Consider the following 16,802-nt stretch of genomic DNA (forward strand, 5'->3'; position numbering starts at 1 on the left):
AACCAGGGAACTGTTTGAAATAACCACGAATATCATTGAAACCTGCGCCAGTGACCATGCGGTGGTGTCTCCCAAACTTTCGAGCCAAGGATCCAGATAGCAATACGGTTTGCATCTTTTCAGCAGACATATTTCCTCCAGGCAACAAAAAGCCGCCCGAGGGCGGCTCATTAGAAATTTAATTAATACTCAACGTATGGACCTATATACATGCCTGCCATATCTGAACTGACACGGAATATTTTTTCTCGATCAGCCACAGCGTCAACCGCTATGGTTCTAATCGCCTGCCCCATGCAAAGCCCCGATCCAGCCAAGCCTACACCGAGATTCAAAGCACCCGATTTAACGTAGAAGGTGACCTTTTGGCTGGACCCAAGTTTCGCGGCCTTTTTCCCATCGACATAGATAACGAAATCACAAGCTGATGCGTTTATGCCGCCATCTCGAAGAACAGTTATCGCTCCGTAAGCACCGGCAGGTCGGGCCTGAAACGCATACACCTGATCCTTCGGCGCTTGCTTGGCTTACTGAACAGTGATGGCATTCGAGGAGCGCCCCGCCAACAGCGCCACCGCAACCGCCCCTACCAGAATTCGCATGTCGGCCCCTCTATATGGTTTGAGGGCAATCTACCACCGACAGGGAGCAGTCAGTCTAATCGTGCATGAAAAAGGAAACGTTTATACCTGGGGGAAAACCATCATGATGGCCAAACTGGTTAAAGCCATCTTGCTCGTAGAAAGCAGGGGGCTGGAAGTCAAAGGCATCGAGCCAACCCCAGCGCAGCCCCTTTCATGAGCAACCTCTTCCACCATTCGAATTAAGCGAGAACCTAGCCTTAAGGCGACTTTTGGCTGCGTTGATCGATACTTACAGCAATCCCTGCAAGCACAATGGCCAAGGCGTAAGCCACCAGTCCTAAATTGAGCCCAAGGATCATTTTCTCTGATCCGTCGGTGAGGACCATTGATCCACCGTAACCATCCCGAAGCCAATAGGCCAACAAGAACCCGCCCGTTACGAACGTCGTGAGAAGACTCGCGAGCTTAAGCTGATTCGCCCCCCAAACAAGCCAGACACTGAATGCCCCAATCGCAGTGTTGGTGAATAACTGCCAAGTCTCATGCAGTCTGGCATGCGGCTCCCATGCGGGGTTGAATACATGAGTGTCGTTAATCTCTAGAATCGGTACGACCACGGCATAGAAAACAATTCCAACTGTTACCAATAGCTTTGCCAGCATCAGCCACCTCCTTGTCCGTGGTTTGCTCCAAACCATCGACCAGCACTGTAACGTGACGCCAGAAAGTGTTCCAGAGGCAAAAGCCCAGCGCGGTGCTGGGCTTTGCGCTACTGGAAACCTGATGTTAAATGGATGCCTCCCCCTGTGGACGCAAAGGACTTGCAGTAATGCCCTCACCGAGCCAAGTAGCTCTTGCCCTCATCTTTCTGCTGACCTCAACTGCCGGCACTGCCAATGACGAAGTCTCCCAAGAATGGGAGCATCTGATAAAAGCGGACTTCCAAGACGGTTGTGTGAGTCGGTTGGATGAGTACCGATCTACCTTCGGAAACAACGGCGTACGCTTCGGCGCATGGCTTGTGCAAACCTGCGAAGGCAATTTTGAGTATGGCGCGAGTTACTATCCGCTTAACGTGCGTACCGGAAATAAACGGATCGAGATCAGACGCACGCAGAAACTTGCTCCGCTGACACCGGCACAGTTGAAGAAAATGTACTCGTTGAAGGGATAACGCGACAGAAAGTAAGAGTTCTCCACTGCTGGAGACGACCATTTTTCTAGTGGCCTTCGTTACGCCGTGCTTGTTGAGTCGATTGCCAGGTGCCGCCAGTAGCTAACCGTAACTTCGCGCCAGTACCCGTCGTAGGTGTCCCGCTTGCTGTCCCGACTGTGGAGGTTATGCAGGATCGACCCGGGCGCCGGGAAGTGCTGATGCTCGGTTTTCAGCACGCCATCGGCCAGGTATACCCCGGCGTGGTTCGGCACCTTCGACCGGATCTGCATCAGCACGATGTCGCCGTGCTGCGGTGCGCTGACTTGACTGAATCCGGCCGCGGGCAGGTTCTCCAGGTACAGGTTCCCGCCCTTCTCCCACCACCCGTCCTCCCGCTCGTACTGGCCCAGGTCGATGCCCATTTCACGGCAGTAAAAGTCGAGGATGATGCTCAAGCAGTCGTGCACGCCATGGGAGAACTTGCGGCCGATCAGCGGGGCCTGGTAGCCCTCAGGCGCGAGGCTCACAAGCTCGCCTGGGCGCACCTGTTCGTCATCGCTCTCGGACCTCAAGGATGTGCCAGAGAAGCCCGGAGGCCTCGCAGGAAACGCGATCTGCCTCACTGGGTGCCGCTGGGTGATCTGGGTGGCGGTGCACGACTGCCAGCACCTGGCCGCAGTCCTCGGCGGCGGCGAAGTCCTCGGGCGCCAGGCGGAAATGCTCGCTGGGCGTCGAGGCCGGGTTGCGGCAAGGCACATAGACCTCCTTTCTCCCTTCGCGAGTCACCAGGCCGTAGCACTCGCGCGGGTACGCGAATCGACCCGAAGGTGCTCTCAAGGGCGATACAGTCGAATCGCACCTACCATGAGGGACTAAAATCAGTAGATTGGGTTCCGCTAGACAAGGAGTGTCGAAGTGCATCTTGTGCGTGTTCGCGTCCAGAACTTCAGAGGCATCGCCTACGGTGAGGTCCATCTCAATGGACACACTGCTTTTATTGGTGACAACAACGCCGGCAAGTCCACATTGCTGGAAGCGGTAGACCTGGTACTTGGCCCAGAGCGCCTGAGTCGTCGTCCTGTAGTTGATGAGCACGATTTCTACGCAGGTATGTACGTAGATCCGGCCAAGAACGAGGTCGTCCCGATCCAGATCGAGGTTATAGTCGCTGGACTCTCCGATGAGCAGCTGCGGCATTTCCGCGACCATATCGAGTGGTGGGATTCACAGGCCAAGACATTGCTGTGGGGGCACCGCCAGAGGGAACGGACGCCCCCCATGTTGGCGCAGCAATACGCGTCTTCTTCAACGGCTGGTATGACGTAGAAGAGGACGACTTCGCTGGGGATACCTTTTACGCCATTCCCGAAATGCCGGATGGTTCCTACCTGCGGTTCTCTGCGCCCGACAAACGAAAGTGCGGTTTTCTCTATCTTCGCACCCTACGAATTGGCGTCCGCGCACTCAGCCTAGAGCGAGGCTCTTTGTTGGACGTAATCCTTCGGCTGAAGGAGACACGACTGGCAATGTGGGAAGACGTGCTCGACCAACTGAGGGCATTGCCAGTTGGAGAGACCGAGGATATCGGCAAGTTACTTATCGCAGTCCAGGGGCAGTACGGCACTACGTACCATCCGACTGGGCAGAGCAACCCCACATGCGGGTTTCGGACCTCGCCCGCGACATGCTCCGTCGAACCCTGACTGTCTTCATGGGCACTGGAGCGAAAAGGCCGGACGGCTCCGTCTATTCCGCCCCATATCAGCACCAAGGCACTGGCACTATTAACACGCTGGTATTGGCTCTGCTGTCTATCATCGCCGAACTCAAGCAAAGCGTGATCTTCGCGATGGAAGAGCCAGAGATCGCGCTTCCGCCGCACACCCAGAAACGAATTATCAATTCGCTACGCCAGAAGTCGGCACAGGCCATCTTCACCTCCCACTCACCCTACGTGCTGGAGGAGTTCGATCCTGCCCAGGTGGTGGTTCTCAAGCGCACGGCCGGTGTTATGACCGGAGTCCCTGCAACATACCCACCAGCAGTCAAGCCCAAGGCTTATCGCACAGAGTTTAAAGCTCGGTTCTGCGAAGCTCTACTTGCCCGCTACGTACTTGTGCTTGAGGGCCGTACGGAGTTCGACGCATTGCCTGCCGCCGCCCGCCGGCTCGCCGAGCTGGATCCCACGCGATTCAAATCTCTCGAAAACCTTGGAGTGGCTATCGTCGATGCTCGCGGCGAGACCAATGTCGCTCCTCTGGGTACATTCTTCCGGTCTCTCGGCAAGATCGTGTTCGCGGTGTTCGACAAGCAATCACAGGAGGCGCTCGCAACCCTCACGGCCTCGGTCGATCATACCTATGAATCCGCGACTAAGGGCTTCGAAAACCTTGTGTTGTATGGCGTGTCTGAGGTCGCACTCCGCAGCTATGCTAGTAAGCGATCTGGCCATCAACGCTGGGGCTATAAATGTTCCTTGTCATGCTGCCTTCCCGATTTTCCTACCGGTAACTCTATCCTAATTCAGCGATGAAACCTTGTTGTCTACTCCGAGAAAACGCAGGTGGTAGAGATTCTAGAAACCGTGCCAACTGGAAGGTCGGGGGTGCAACCTGGTTCATTCCGATATACGTCGTCCTGTCGATCAGGTCGCCAAAAGACGAGTCCATGAGTAGCCTTCCGGGCAACATAACTTCCTGATGGTCTCCTGAGGATACGGCTCGGGAAGGTGTATTGGCCAGACGGTTACGAAAACTCATCGCACGGGTATTAATCCACTTACCTTGATGGCAGTACTAGCGGCCTTTGAACTCAGGAATTTCAACAGCGCTGCAGCCTCCTCTTGCTGTACGCCACCAGTAGAGATAGCTGCAGAATACATCGTCATTTTCTGCACCTGATCTGGAATAAGCCCGATCACATCAATACCTTCCGTGTGCATCAATTCACTCAGTTGTTGGAAGCCTATCTCTGCTTCGCTACGAGCGACTGCTTCTCCGACGGGTTCGGCGGAAATCGTCCGCGTCTTGATCCTCAAGCTTTCTGAAATGTGCATTTGAGGGAAGAGAATGCGAGACAGGTATGTTCCGCTGGGCGTATCCGATAGAGCCAAGGATTTGGCACTGAGTAGCGTTTTTTTGAAGGCTTTCATGTTGCCTATATCGGGCTTTTTTGCACCTTTTTGGACGGCCATGGCAATGAACGACTTGCCAAGATCAATTCGACTCGTTTTTTGCAGCTGCCCCTGATCCATCAAATTTCGAAGCTCCCAATCCTCTATGATTACGATATCCGCTTTTTCACCGCGCAAGAGCCGATTAGTGATTGCAATTGGGGTATTCCCGGTAGGTGGAGACTCTTTGATGACCAAGCTGAATCCTGTCTCTTTTTCATATACGGGAGCTAAGGATTGAATCGCTGCGATGAAGCCTCCAGACACAAATAGGGTAAGTGTTTTGGTAGAGGTCGCATCCTGTGCCTCGATGCCATCTGCCAAGAACAACAAGCAGGCCAATGCGAGCCTCAGTAAGGTCTTCGTCATGACGGAGTATCCTGAATCCAGCGTAGAAATGAGGTTTAGCAGTGAAGGCGCAAAAAAATAGTCACATTTCAAGCAATGTCGAAATTAAGGAGAGTTAAGAAAAATTTAGTTTACCGTCCGTTGCACCCTACCTAGGCTGCATCCATCTTGAGATCTACGGCGCTTGGAGCCTGCTTGAGTCTTAGGTTTGCAATCGTTGTGTGGAGTAAAAAATGAATCGCGCGCTAGTAATAGATGACGATGAGGTTACAGCCAAGGCTATTGTTAACACGCTTACCTCCCATGGATTCGATGTTCAGTGGGCGGCTAACGGTCGTGATGGATTGTCAGCGGCTATTTCTGGCGACCATGATGTGATAACGCTTGACCGAATGCTGCCTGATTTTGATGGTTTGACGATAGTAAGCACGTTGAGAAGCCTTGGCATTCTGAAGCCAGTCTTGATGATCAGCGCATTGTCTGATGTCGATGAGCGGGTAAAAGGGCTTCGTTCGGGGGGCGATGACTACCTGACCAAACCGTTCTCTACGGTTGAAATGATCGCCAGGGTGGAGGTGCTGCTGAGGCGCCCAACCGCAGGTGAAAGTGAGCGTCATTTGAGCTTTGGCAACCTCCATATCGATCTCATTGAACACTCACTCAGTCGTTCGAATGTGCACATTCCGCTTCTCCCAACCGAATTCAAACTGCTCACTTATTTCATGCGCAACGCGGGTCAGTTGGTCACTAGAACCATGCTTTTTCAGGCGGTTTGGGGATATCACTTCGATCCTGGCACGAACATTATTGATGTTCATATCGGTCGGCTGCGGAAAAAAATCGAGGGGAGCGGTTCCCCTGTTATTCAAACAATTCGTGGTTCTGGTTATGTACTTGCTTCCCAGGAGTGAGCGCTGGCGTTCTTCCAATAGTCGCCTTCTCGGGCTTTACGCCTTGTTTTTTATCGCTTGGGGAGCCGTTTTTACGGGGGTGCTTTATTGGAAAATCTCAACCTATCTCGGGGCTGTTGCCGAGCGGACATTGATGCAACGCGCCCACTATTATCAAAAAATCGATGATGCCAGCCTAGAGGATGAACTGGCTGCCAGTGAGGTGTATTCGACTTCAGGGATCGACGCCTACGGTTTGTTCAAAGCTGACGGCACACATATCGCCGGTGACCTTCTCCGGTTACGAGCAAGTCTCCCAGATGATGGCCAGGTACATTATCTGGAGCGAGGTTTGAGCATCGCATTGCCACGCGAGCAAACCCGAAGCAGCCATGCGCTAATGCAACATCGGCGTGATGGTCGAATTTTGATCCTGTCGCGTGATGGAGGATCTATCTCCGCAGTCGGCGGCATCATCGAGCAGGCATTAATTTGGGGGTTTTCTCTTACCCTTATCCCTGGGTTGATCGGTTGGTGGCTCTTGAGGCGAAGGCCCTTACGCAGAGTGCAGCGACTTCAAAGCTGCACCGAAAGTATCGTATCGGGCAATCTCGGTGAACGCCTGCCGCTGTCTCCACGCCGCGATGAGCTCGACATGTTGGCCAATGCTGTCAACGTCATGCTCGAGCATATAGAGCAGCTTATGCATGAAGTGAAGGGGGCGTGTGACGGTATTGCGCACGATCTACGTACTCCCCTGACTCGCCTGCGCGCCCATCTTGACCAGCTACAGCAGTTACCCCTGGATAGCGCTCATGCAGAAACATTGAACATGGCGCTGGAAGAAAGCGAATCCATCATGTTGCGCTTCCAAGGGCTGCTGCGAATATCTGAACTTGAAGATACAAGGAGAAGATCAGGTTTTGAATCGTTCCAACCAGCATCGCTGCTGACGCAAGCGCACGAGTTTTTTTTGCCCTTGGCACAAGAGCAAGGACTGACGCTACTCCTCGACCTCTCTGAAGACCTTCCAAAGTTATCTGGTGATGTTTCTCTTCTGTTCGAGGCGCTGGTTAATCTTTTAGATAACGCTATCAAGTTCACCCCCAAGGGCGGTGTGATTCACTTGACCGGCTCTCTGACGCATAACTCGTTCAATATAGAGGTTTCGGACAGCGGCCCTGGAATACCCGAGGCAGAGCGTGACAGCGTGATCCGCAGGCTTTATCGCGGAGACACCACCCGTCAGCAACCTGGGCATGGACTGGGGCTTTCTCTGGTGTCGGCAATTGTTCGGTTGCACGGGTTTGTACTGCATATCCAAGAGTCGCCGCGTGGTAGTGGAGCCTCAGTCTCGATTATTTGTCCATTGCCCGAGGTCGTCTCCAACGGCTAATTAAATTTATATTAATCCGGGTTAATTTGAGCCCTCTAAGCTCATCATCTAGCTTGGCGCGTCTTTCTGCGAATCCAAGGCTGGCGCTTGTGAAACACTCTAAATTGCGGCTTACACTCACTCTTGCGTGTTCTTTTCTGACACCAGTTTGGGCGGTTCCAATACCCACCCCAAGTCCTACCTCTCCAACTGCCCGAGCGATGATCCCAGCACCACCGCAACTGAGCGCGAAATCCTGGGTACTGATGGATGCCGCGACAGGCTCGATTATTAGCAGTCAAAACGCTGATATGCATTTGCCGCCAGCTAGCTTAACTAAGTTGATGACGGTGTATGTGGCTACCAATGAGATACAGGCGGGACGCCTCAAGGTCGACGATCCGGTTACCGTCAGTGAAAACGCATGGAGAACCGGTGGTTCCAGGATGTTTCTTGATCCTGGTGCCGTTGTCCCTGTGCATGACCTGCTCCGTGGCGTGGTTATCGACTCTGGCAACGACGCCAGTGTGGCACTGTCGGAGCACATAGCGGGTAGCGAAGATGCATTTGCCGGTTTGATGAATGTCACTGCAAATAAACTTGGGCTGACTGACACTCACTTCATGAACCCTACAGGCTTGCCGGCACCTGGGCACTACTCCTCTGCTCATGATATGGCCCGGCTTGCGCGTGCAATTATCAATGATGAGTCCGCTTACTACCCGCTATACGCGCACAAATATTTCACCTGGAACAACATTCGCCAACCCAATCGCAATCTTCTCCTCTGGCGCGACCCCAGTGTTGACGGACTCAAAACTGGCCACACCGAAGAGGCCGGCTACTGCATGGTAACCTCTGCTCTTCGTGATGGGCGGCGTCTTATCAGTGCGGTATTTGGCTCGACCACGACGAACAATCGTGCAGAAGATGCTCAACAAATCCTGAACTACGGCTTCCGCTTTTTTGAGACGAAGACCTATCAGAAAGGCGGGCAGGTGTTAGCTCAACCACGACTGTGGAAAGGCGAGAAAAACGTAATTTCTGTTGGGTTGCTCGATGATGTGACATTGACGATGCCCAAGAATAGTAATCGCAAGGTGGAAAGCCGCCTTCACATCAATAACGCACTGGAAGCTCCTATTGCCGTCGGTGACATAGTCGGAAGCTACGAGTTGTATGACGGCGAGAATAAACTTGTGACACGCTCTCTCATCGCATTAGAAGCCGGAGAAGCAGGTGGTTGGTGGACGCGAACCTGGGATGCATTCCATCTTTTTTTTGCAGGATTGTTTGATGTGAAGGACGACAAGGGAGAGGTAAAGGCCTGAATCTGGATGGATGATATCCAGCCGTGATTCACCTCACTGACAACCTCAAATGATTCCCACTGATCTGACGTGACAGGGGCGAAACCATCCAGTTGAGTCACCAGCCTCGATACCCAAGGACATTTGCCGCAATTACGCTTTAGCGTCGGCTCGAAATGTCAGCCATCACAAAGGGAGAATGCTCAATGGGTTGTCGCTTCCATGCCATTCATATCTGATAACTACCTAAGAGAACGTGTTAGCTGCACCATAGATCTGACTGAACTACACTCGAATTTGCTGAGGGATCAGCCCCCATCCGAAATACAAAAAGCCCGGCAACGCGCCGGGCTTCCTGTTTCTGTCATTCTGCGCAAGGCTTTACCCTAGGCTGAAATCACGGACAAAATTTCATATGAGTCTATGGTCAAAACTTACTAGATGTCGTCTACCCTCAGGAACGTGAGCGCTCCTAACGCAGTCATGGCACACAACGGATTGCTGCGGGTTACACCTCATAGTCAGTGAGCTGGATACTTCCTTTCGCTTGTCTAGAAAATCTGGGCCGGAATCTGCTATTTCCGGCGAGTAGCAATTGGCCAAAAACAGCTGTCAAGTGCCTACGAAACCAGGTCGGCTCGTTTACTACACTCACCATTTCCTGCGCGGGTCGATTAACTCCATGAGACTACTTATAGCTATACGACTCGGAGGACTCGGGACCTTCCTGATGATCCGTGAAGACACCCAATCTATTTCTGTTACATCAAAAGTTTGGTCATCGTAGATCAAGGTATGACGAAGGTTGGGGCTATTACGACAGAAGCTATCAAGATTGAAACCGTCTCTCATCCCATCGATCGAGCCGCAATGCATGACGACAAGATCAATAGCCACGAGCGAGTATTCCACTAAATGAAGAAAATCGGCAAAGACTGCCACCGGCGCTATACGATAGTAACCCTGTTCGTTCAGTAATTTTTCGACTTCGAGCCGTTGAGAATGGCGTTTGTCGAAAATTATAATTCGCAAGGTCTTTGTAGGCATGATCATATTCCACTAGCGATGGCTGCCATGCCTCGCTGCTTCCAGAGACAGGCAGACAGTTTGATTTCTAAAGCGAACAAAGCACACGAACTGCAAGAAAATTTATTATTTATTGGCATGTAATATAGCACCCATATTTTCCTCCACTGCCTGGCCAAAAATCTTGATTATTCGTCCGATCGTATTGGAACCACACTTTATCGCCACCGACTTGTTCATGCGACGAGGGATTGTTAATAGCATACCGCTCGTACTATTTAGTTCGCCCTGGTCTGCTCATACATATCTCGATTAATAACTGATCATTCGCGTCAATTGCCAATGACCTGCCGTTCCCTGGTGATTGAACTCCAATTAACGGCAACTGATAACTGCTCCATCCGGAGTATCAGTCATCGGCAGCGGGCGAAAAGCATCGGACCTTAAGGTTCGCTGACGCCAAGCTCAAATCATCATTGCTTTCAGCACCGCCACTCACTGTCGATCAACAACTGTCCTTGACGGATCCGAGGGCACCACCTGCCTATATAGGTACATCCAACAGCGAAAATTTTTTCTAAAAATAGAGAAGCTTCATTCTCCCTCCTGTGTGGTACGTCAATGCTGCATGAAAATCGCCCTCATACTATGACCAATTTAGGTTTGAATGCTGACGATTGAAGTAAAAAAAATCTCTAGGAGTGATCCGAAATTTCTGTCGCCGTCAACACGATGCAAACTACGCATGGTCTTGAGAAACTTCCACAAGTACATGACAGCCAGCCTCGACTCTCGCACATCACACGACTGCCGAACTGATCGCAGTCCGCCTAAGCTATGGCAAGAGCTACTTAGCGACGCGAAGGAAGTGGTAAAGACCGACACCTATGAAATGGGACTGGCCTAGCCTGACACTGGTCCCACCTTATAGGGAGGCATACGGAACCTCTGACAACAAATGCTAAAATTTCGCTGTTACAGCAAACATCTAACACAATAAATCACCACACCACCAACAGCGACCTTACAAAACCAAAAACAAAAATCAATAGGAAAAATCCTAAATACAATTAATATGCGAAATATAAAGCCTCTTGATTCTTACAGAAATATTTTCTTTTAGCCTGTTGACAGCATTGTAATAAAACAGAAAAGAAAACCCCGCATAACGATTCCTTCCCAATAAGCCGTAGACCAAAGGATGACTCATGCGACCAACAAACATATCCTTGAATACTAGCCCATCGGGCCAACACGCAGCTTTGAAATATGCACTTTTTCTCTGGATGCTTTCACCTTCATGTGTATTAGCTGGAATTGAAACCGACATCGCTGAAGCACTGATCGACTCCAAAAGAAATACCTGGTTCAAGGAGCTCCAAAATAACGTCCTTACCGGCTATCCACAACCAGGCTCAGAATCATCCGAGCTTGATCGGATAGGTTCCATCTCCTACGTACAAGACAGTGGAGCTAGATACAAGCTCGCCAGGAGCGATAGATCGCAAGAGACCGCTTATCAACTATCGATAATGACGCAATCAGCACTAGGTTCGCTCACCCCCGCAAAAACGCCCACCATGCCGCTAGTTCTTTCAGATCTATCGTCTTACGACAGCTTGGTAGATCTATACAAACAGGCAGCCAGATCATATGACCCTAACAAACAAAGGGAACGAACCGCAGACTTCATATTGAAAGAACAGTTTCTTCGTGGAAGACCCTATGAGGTTCTGGAAAATTCACAATATATAAAAGACTACCTATCCATAAAAGGCTCATCCTTCCCAAGCGGCCACACTTGGGACGGTTATACAACGGCGCTGCCCATGAGCCTGGTATTTCCAGAGCGTGGCAGCGAAATAATTTCCCGCGCATTGCAATACGGCGAGAGCCGTGTCGTGTTGGAAGCACACTTTCCAACCGACACTATTGCCTCCCGCATTGGCAACTATTACTACCTGTCTAAAATACTGTCAGACGACACGTTGGCAACTACCTTTTTTGAACTGAGCAAGGATGTTCGAACGCAGGTAGAAGAGTCGAAGCTTTGCTCGGGCCCTTTGCGTGGCTGCCTTGAGGCTCAAGACTTGCCCTTGACCGATACTCTAGCCAACGAAAACTACAGCATCGGCTATTACAACCAAATGTTCAAACGCCCTATCGTAGCGCTCACCCCTGAACATATTCCGCAACAATCAAGTGCCTTGTTGCGTTTTCGCTTTCCCTATTTGAAGTCACACGAATGGCAGCAGATTCTGGCTAGCACAGCTTACCCCAGCAACTCGCTGGCGGGCTGGACCTTCGACGCCAACAACCCAGACGCCAACTGGGGCCTGATCAACCTGCCCCGTGCTTTTAGCGGCCCCACCTATTTCTATGAAGATTTCACAGTCAACCAGAACCCAGCTTCAGATATGGATCTGGCCGGCTTTTCTCAAACTGATACCTGGAAGGAAGATATTGGTGGCCCTGGTAGCTTGATCAAAAATGGTAGCGGTACGCTAATCCTCACAGGCAACAACACCTTCAGTGGCGGCATTGACCTGAACCAAGGCACCTTGCAGGTGGGTAACGGTGGAACGCAAGGCGCGGTGACAGGCAAAATCAACAACGACGCCACGCTGGTCTTCAATCGCAGTGACGACACAGCCTTTGGCGGCGATATCAGCGGCGATGGCAAGCTGGTGAAAGATGGCGCAGGCTTGCTGACCCTTACAGGCAATACGAACGCCAATGGCGGCATCGACGTGAACCAGGGCGCCGTGCAAGTGGGTAACGGCGGAACGCAAGGCTCGGTGACGGGCAATATCAACAACAATGGCACGCTAACTTTCAATCGTAGTGACAACATCGCATTTGGCAGCAATATCAGCGGCGGCGGCAGTCTAATAAAAGACGGCTCGGGTATGCTCGAACTCAACGGCAACAACAATTCTACTGGGCGTACCTACATCAACAACGGTGCACTGAAGATCAATGGCACACTGAACCACGCATTGGTCTACGTAGAGTCCGGTGGCCAGTTGCAGGGCATCGGCGAAGTCGGCTCAGTCATCGTCAACAAAGGCGGGATCATCGCCCCCGGCAATTCGATCGGTACCTTAAGCATCACCCAAAACCTGACCTTCAGGCCCGAGTCAATTTACCAGGTCGAGGTCGATGCGACTGGACGTGCCGACAAGCTGGACGTAGCCGGACATATTGACCTGCAAGGTGGGCTGGTTGACGTTCAGGCAGAGGCCGGCGACTACAAATCCAACACCAGCCTGCCTATTATCCAGGCGCAAAAAGGCGTAAGCGGCCAATTTGCCAGCGTCACATCCAATTTGGCCTTCCTCACGCCCAGCCTGACTTACGAAACAAATCAAGTAAACCTGAACCTCGTGCGTAACGACGTCAGTCCTCAAGCACTGGTGGAAACCGCAAACGAAAAAGTCTTGGCCACCCAGCTGCTGAACGAGGCCCCTATCACTATACCGCCCTCGACTTTGCCAGTCGTTATTACGCCCTCGCCCACCGTAACGCCAGTGCTTGTTCCATCAGCAACACCGCTGGCCACTACCTCCTCCGTGGGCACCCCGGAAACCGTACCTCTAACCTGGGCCGAAAAAGAAACCAATACCTTGATCGGGCTCTCCAGAGATGAGTTTAAGCACGTCATGCAATCCATGACCGGCGAGCTGCATGCCTCGCTCAAGAATGCGCTATTGCAAGATTCAGGCTACGTGCGCAACGCAACGCTTAATCGTCTTTACCAAACAGAACAGAACCCGCGTGCTTTGGGCGCCTGGGGATATGCCTTCAACTCCAGTGGCGCGCAAAATTGCCAGGATGGTGCAGCCAAACTCAATCGTTCGACCCACGGGGTAATCTGGGGGCTCGATCAGCAAGACGAAGATAGCGGTTTGAGAGCCGGTATCGCCGCCAGCTATCAAAGCAGCTCTGCCTCGCTCTCCATGCAGAGTGCTTCGGCCGATGTCGAAACCTACAGCCTTGCCGCCTATGCAGGTAAACAGTTGGACAGCGTTACAGTGCGCCTCGGCGCGGCCTACGCCAGACATAAGATCGACAGCAATCGCGATATAAGCCACAAGAATGGCACCACGCGACTGAAAGGCAGTTACGATGGAAGCACCCGCCAGGTCTTTGCCGAACTGTCCAAGGCCATCAACTTCAACACATTGACTCTAGAACCCTTTGCTGGGCTTAACTACACACATCTTGAAACCGAGGCCTTTACCGAGAAGCAAAAACTGTTCGCCCTCAGCGGCAAGAAAAGCCGCATGGATGTGACCTCGGCCCGACTCGGTGCGCGTGCGAACGCCACCCATCCATTGGCCAGAGGCATGATCTTGCGGCTGAGTGGCAGCACAGGGCTGCATCACACCTTCAGCGAACCATTCACGGAGACCCGACTGAAACTGCGGTCTCAAGGGGACTTCGTCAGTATCTCCGGTTTACCTGTGCAAAAAGACATGGCTCAATTGGCACTCAACGCCAGCCTTGACCTAACGCCGTCCTTTTCCATCGGCTTGGGGTACACAGGAGAAATAGGCCAGCGCTTTCACGACCAGAGCGCTTCTGCTACTGCCTCCTGGACTTTCTAGAGGTAACTAGATGCACCTCCGCCGCCCCAAGAAAACCTCGCGCTGGTGGAGTTAGCACCTCACAGAGGGCTGAACAAGATAGGGGGAACCGATTGCAATATAAGAATGAAGCATTTCTTCACGAGCAGGCATGTTCGTGTGGGCTAGGTGTCAACCCCGTAGGAACATGCTCGCTCGCGGTACCTTCTTACACGCCGCCGAACAGCTCGACGAATGCTCGGATTATCACCTTCGCGGACACCGGATACATTGATAAAAGGTAGATGAATAATGGTAGAGGCCCACTAATAGGATCATGGTGGAGCCATTGTCGCAGGGGGGGGTGAAGTCTTGCTCTGATCAACGGCAGCCAGGTGTCCACCGCGCAGGTTTTCGCCTCCTGGACACGATTTATCGGCAGCTCATCTCACTTTTAATCCTATTCCGATGTTTTGCTTAGTATCGGACTTTCATAATTCACCTCATGAGCGCCCCATCTGAACTCATCGATTGGCGGCAATTCAATGAGGTATAGACATGACTATCTCCAAAAAACATTTGTGTGCCCTGTTGGCAGGTTCGGCTGCAGCGTTAGCCGCACCGTTCATTTGCGCGACCGGTATGCAGCCTGAGACCTCTGTGGTGATATTGTATGAGGACGAAGGTGAAACCAGCATCAACGTCAAGAACACCGACGGCACTCCGGCACTGTTGTATTCGACTATCGAGAATATTCCCGAGGACACCGAGCCCCTGGTAGTGCTGACTCCACCCGTCACCCGTGTTGAGGCCGGTGAAACCCAGCTTGTGCGTTTCCTGCGTCAAGGAGGCGAGCCGGTGACAACCCAGCGACTCAAGCGCGTAATCTTTGAAGGCATCGCTCCAAAACTCAACAGCCAAGGTCGCTCGACTGTCGGTGTCAGCATGCGTCAGAACCTACCTTTGATCGTTCACCCCAAAGGTCTGGAGCCTAACCGTGAGCCTTGGAAGTTGCTGAAATGGGGTATCCATAACGGCAAGCTGGTGGTAATCAACAACAGCGCCTATGTCGTGCGGTTGTCTCAAGAGCTGAAACTCAAGCCTTCGGGCAAGACGGCCTTGCTGCCACGCACCTATGTCCTGCCTGGTGAGACATTGAAGATGGCGTTGGCACCTGAAGCTATCCACTCAAGCTCGGTAACCATCGGCCCTGGCACGGTCTATGGTTTCTCTGTCGATAAGTACGAAGCGCCTATCGATGCCACTACTAGTTACTGAGCACGCGCAATAGTCAACAGCTTTTGCACTCCCCGCCTGTTTCTACCTAGCAGCCCTAAACCATGAAAAAGCCTTTCCTGGCTACCTATAAGGGTGGCCGCTGCAAACTCGTGCCTGAACAAAGCACGCGCCCTTTCCTACCGATCTTTGCGCCCCTTGCGTACGCGATCTGGAACGCACTCTTGCTTACGCCGATTGCCGCCCAGGCGGACATGTCGCAGAGGGCTGGGCAGGCCAGCGGCGATTTCGCAAGGTTCGATATGCAAACCCTTAAAGCACGCGGCATTGACCCCAAACTGGCTGATTATTTTCGCGAGCCCGCGCGGTTTACGGAGGGCGCGCACGTGGCTTCACTGGTGGTTAACGGGGTCAAGCTGGGCAGAGTGGATGCCCGGTTCGACAACCACGGAGAGCTGTATTTTGACGAGGCATTGCTGACCAAGGCCCGTCTGAAGGTTCCCGGTTCGCAGTACGTGCTGAGTTCAAAGGACGCCACCGAAAAACGTTATGACTTTGTGGCAGCGTACCCGCAAACCGAGGTCAGCCTGCACCCGAACAAGGATGAGATTTTTCTAGTGGTCCCGCAGCATGCCTTACAGAGCGATGCGTCCCAGACTACGAACTTCAGCAGTGGTGGCACTGCTGCCCTTTTCAACTATGACGTAATGGCCATGCGTTCGGAGTTTGGTTCGCAGTCTAGCGACTACCTGTCGGGCTCGACCGATCTGGGGTTCAACATGGGTGACTGGATCGTGCGCAGTCACCAGCTTTATAGCAAGAGCGACGACAAAGAGAGTTTCGAACATTTATACGCATACGCACAACGCACATTCACCGAGCAAAAGGCCCTGCTGCAGGCCGGGCAGATCAATATCAACAACCCGCTTTTTTCCGGGGGAGCGATTACCGGCGTGCAGATACTGCCCGAAACGGCGCTGATGGGGTCGGCCCGTTCCGGGGCACGGGTAGAGGGCATCGCCAATGCACAATCCACGATAGAAGTACGTCAGGTCGGTGCGTTGATCTACACCACGATCGTGCCGGAAGGACCGTTCAGCCTGAGCGATATACCGTTGCTCAACAGCAACTCCGATC

At 52.4% G+C, this 16,802-nt stretch carries 12 protein-coding genes and 1 pseudogene; 9 read left to right on the forward strand and 4 right to left on the reverse strand.

The genetic code is table 11. The features are described from left to right. Positions 1 to 841: 841 nt before the first annotated feature. Positions 842 to 1,246, reverse strand: coding sequence for a hypothetical protein (locus BLX41_RS14980; RefSeq protein WP_123725525.1), 405 nt, complete (start codon positions 1,244 to 1,246; stop codon positions 842 to 844). Positions 1,247 to 1,374: 128 nt separating this feature from the next. On the opposite strand from BLX41_RS14980, the gene BLX41_RS14985 reads away from it, so the two are divergent. Further along, the gene (locus BLX41_RS14985) at positions 1,375 to 1,758 is read left to right on the forward strand and encodes a hypothetical protein (protein WP_185073577.1); all 384 of its coding nucleotides are present in this window, start codon (positions 1,375 to 1,377) and stop codon (positions 1,756 to 1,758) included. A 59-nt stretch (positions 1,759 to 1,817) separates the two neighbouring features. Here BLX41_RS14985 and BLX41_RS14990 read toward each other — a convergent pair. Beyond that, a pseudogene (locus BLX41_RS14990) lies at positions 1,818 to 2,577 on the reverse strand (C40 family peptidase). Between the two features lie 78 nt (positions 2,578 to 2,655). Between BLX41_RS14990 and BLX41_RS35425 the strand changes: the two are divergent. Both BLX41_RS35425 and BLX41_RS35430 read left to right on the forward strand, forming a co-directional pair. After that, positions 2,656 to 3,066, forward strand: a complete 411-nt coding sequence (locus BLX41_RS35425) for an ATP-dependent nuclease (protein WP_259744920.1) — start codon at positions 2,656 to 2,658, stop codon at positions 3,064 to 3,066. A gap of 331 nt (positions 3,067 to 3,397) precedes the next feature. Beyond that, positions 3,398 to 4,273 (forward strand): ATP-dependent nuclease, encoded by an 876-nt coding sequence (locus tag BLX41_RS35430; RefSeq protein ID WP_259744921.1) that lies wholly within the window; start codon positions 3,398 to 3,400, stop codon positions 4,271 to 4,273. A 222-nt stretch (positions 4,274 to 4,495) separates the two neighbouring features. On the opposite strand, the gene BLX41_RS15000 is transcribed toward BLX41_RS35430, so the two are convergent. Further along, positions 4,496 to 5,281, reverse strand: coding sequence for a substrate-binding domain-containing protein (locus BLX41_RS15000; RefSeq protein WP_123725527.1), 786 nt, complete (start codon positions 5,279 to 5,281; stop codon positions 4,496 to 4,498). Between the two features lie 212 nt (positions 5,282 to 5,493). Here BLX41_RS15000 and BLX41_RS15005 point away from each other — a divergent pair, with 212 nt between their 5' ends. The 3 genes from BLX41_RS15005 to BLX41_RS15015 all read left to right on the forward strand — a co-directional run bounded on the left by BLX41_RS15005 (position 5,494) and on the right by BLX41_RS15015 (position 8,856). Next, a complete protein-coding gene (locus tag BLX41_RS15005; protein WP_123725528.1) occupies positions 5,494 to 6,171 on the forward strand; it encodes a response regulator transcription factor in 678 nt (225 codons plus the stop codon). Next, positions 6,149 to 7,546, forward strand: coding sequence for a sensor histidine kinase (locus BLX41_RS15010; protein WP_123725529.1), 1,398 nt, complete (start codon positions 6,149 to 6,151; stop codon positions 7,544 to 7,546). Before BLX41_RS15005 ends, BLX41_RS15010 begins: the two co-directional genes overlap by 23 nt. A 200-nt stretch (positions 7,547 to 7,746) precedes the next feature. Continuing rightward, positions 7,747 to 8,856 carry a D-alanyl-D-alanine carboxypeptidase family protein gene (locus BLX41_RS15015; protein ID WP_123725530.1) on the forward strand — a complete coding sequence of 370 codons (1,110 nt, stop codon included), beginning with the start codon at positions 7,747 to 7,749 and terminating at the stop codon, positions 8,854 to 8,856. A 630-nt stretch (positions 8,857 to 9,486) separates the two neighbouring features. Here the strand turns inward: BLX41_RS15015 and BLX41_RS15020 are convergent. Next, on the reverse strand, positions 9,487 to 9,882 hold the full coding sequence (locus tag BLX41_RS15020) for a hypothetical protein (RefSeq protein ID WP_148059729.1): 396 nt from the start codon (positions 9,880 to 9,882) through the stop codon (positions 9,487 to 9,489). Between the two features lie 1,187 nt (positions 9,883 to 11,069). Between BLX41_RS15020 and BLX41_RS15025 the strand changes: the two genes are divergently transcribed. From BLX41_RS15025 to BLX41_RS15035, 3 genes are all read left to right on the forward strand, one after another. Then, the gene (locus BLX41_RS15025) at positions 11,070 to 14,471 is read left to right on the forward strand and encodes an autotransporter domain-containing protein (RefSeq protein ID WP_123725532.1); all 3,402 of its coding nucleotides are present in this window, start codon (positions 11,070 to 11,072) and stop codon (positions 14,469 to 14,471) included. 516 nt (positions 14,472 to 14,987) lie between these two features. Beyond that, positions 14,988 to 15,707 carry a fimbria/pilus chaperone family protein gene (locus BLX41_RS15030; protein ID WP_123725533.1) on the forward strand — a complete coding sequence of 240 codons (720 nt, stop codon included), beginning with the start codon at positions 14,988 to 14,990 and terminating at the stop codon, positions 15,705 to 15,707. Between the two features lie 62 nt (positions 15,708 to 15,769). After that, positions 15,770 to 16,802 (forward strand): fimbria/pilus outer membrane usher protein (locus BLX41_RS15035; RefSeq protein ID WP_148059730.1); only part of this gene is annotated, 1,033 nt, incomplete at its 3' end.

The organism is Pseudomonas protegens, from assembly GCF_003732485.1.
Classification (GTDB): domain Bacteria; phylum Pseudomonadota; class Gammaproteobacteria; order Pseudomonadales; family Pseudomonadaceae; genus Aquipseudomonas; species Aquipseudomonas protegens_B.

What these genes read in the sequence shown, in the direction of transcription:
- BLX41_RS14985 (WP_185073577.1), top strand. Translation starts at nt 1,375, where the DNA reads ATGGATGCCTCCCCCTGTGGACGCAAAGGACTTGCAGTAATGCCCTCA.
- BLX41_RS15005 (WP_123725528.1), top strand. Translation starts at nt 5,494, where the DNA reads ATGAATCGCGCGCTAGTAATAGATGACGATGAGGTTACAGCCAAGGCT.
- BLX41_RS14980 (WP_123725525.1), bottom strand. Translation starts at nt 1,246, where the DNA reads ATGCTGGCAAAGCTATTGGTAACAGTTGGAATTGTTTTCTATGCCGTG.
- BLX41_RS35430 (WP_259744921.1), top strand. Translation starts at nt 3,398, where the DNA reads ATGCGGGTTTCGGACCTCGCCCGCGACATGCTCCGTCGAACCCTGACT.
- BLX41_RS15010 (WP_123725529.1), top strand. Translation starts at nt 6,149, where the DNA reads ATGTACTTGCTTCCCAGGAGTGAGCGCTGGCGTTCTTCCAATAGTCGC.
- BLX41_RS15000 (WP_123725527.1), bottom strand. Translation starts at nt 5,281, where the DNA reads ATGACGAAGACCTTACTGAGGCTCGCATTGGCCTGCTTGTTGTTCTTG.
- BLX41_RS15020 (WP_148059729.1), bottom strand. Translation starts at nt 9,882, where the DNA reads ATGCCTACAAAGACCTTGCGAATTATAATTTTCGACAAACGCCATTCT.
- BLX41_RS15030 (WP_123725533.1), top strand. Translation starts at nt 14,988, where the DNA reads ATGACTATCTCCAAAAAACATTTGTGTGCCCTGTTGGCAGGTTCGGCT.
- BLX41_RS15015 (WP_123725530.1), top strand. Translation starts at nt 7,747, where the DNA reads ATGATCCCAGCACCACCGCAACTGAGCGCGAAATCCTGGGTACTGATG.
- BLX41_RS15025 (WP_123725532.1), top strand. Translation starts at nt 11,070, where the DNA reads ATGCGACCAACAAACATATCCTTGAATACTAGCCCATCGGGCCAACAC.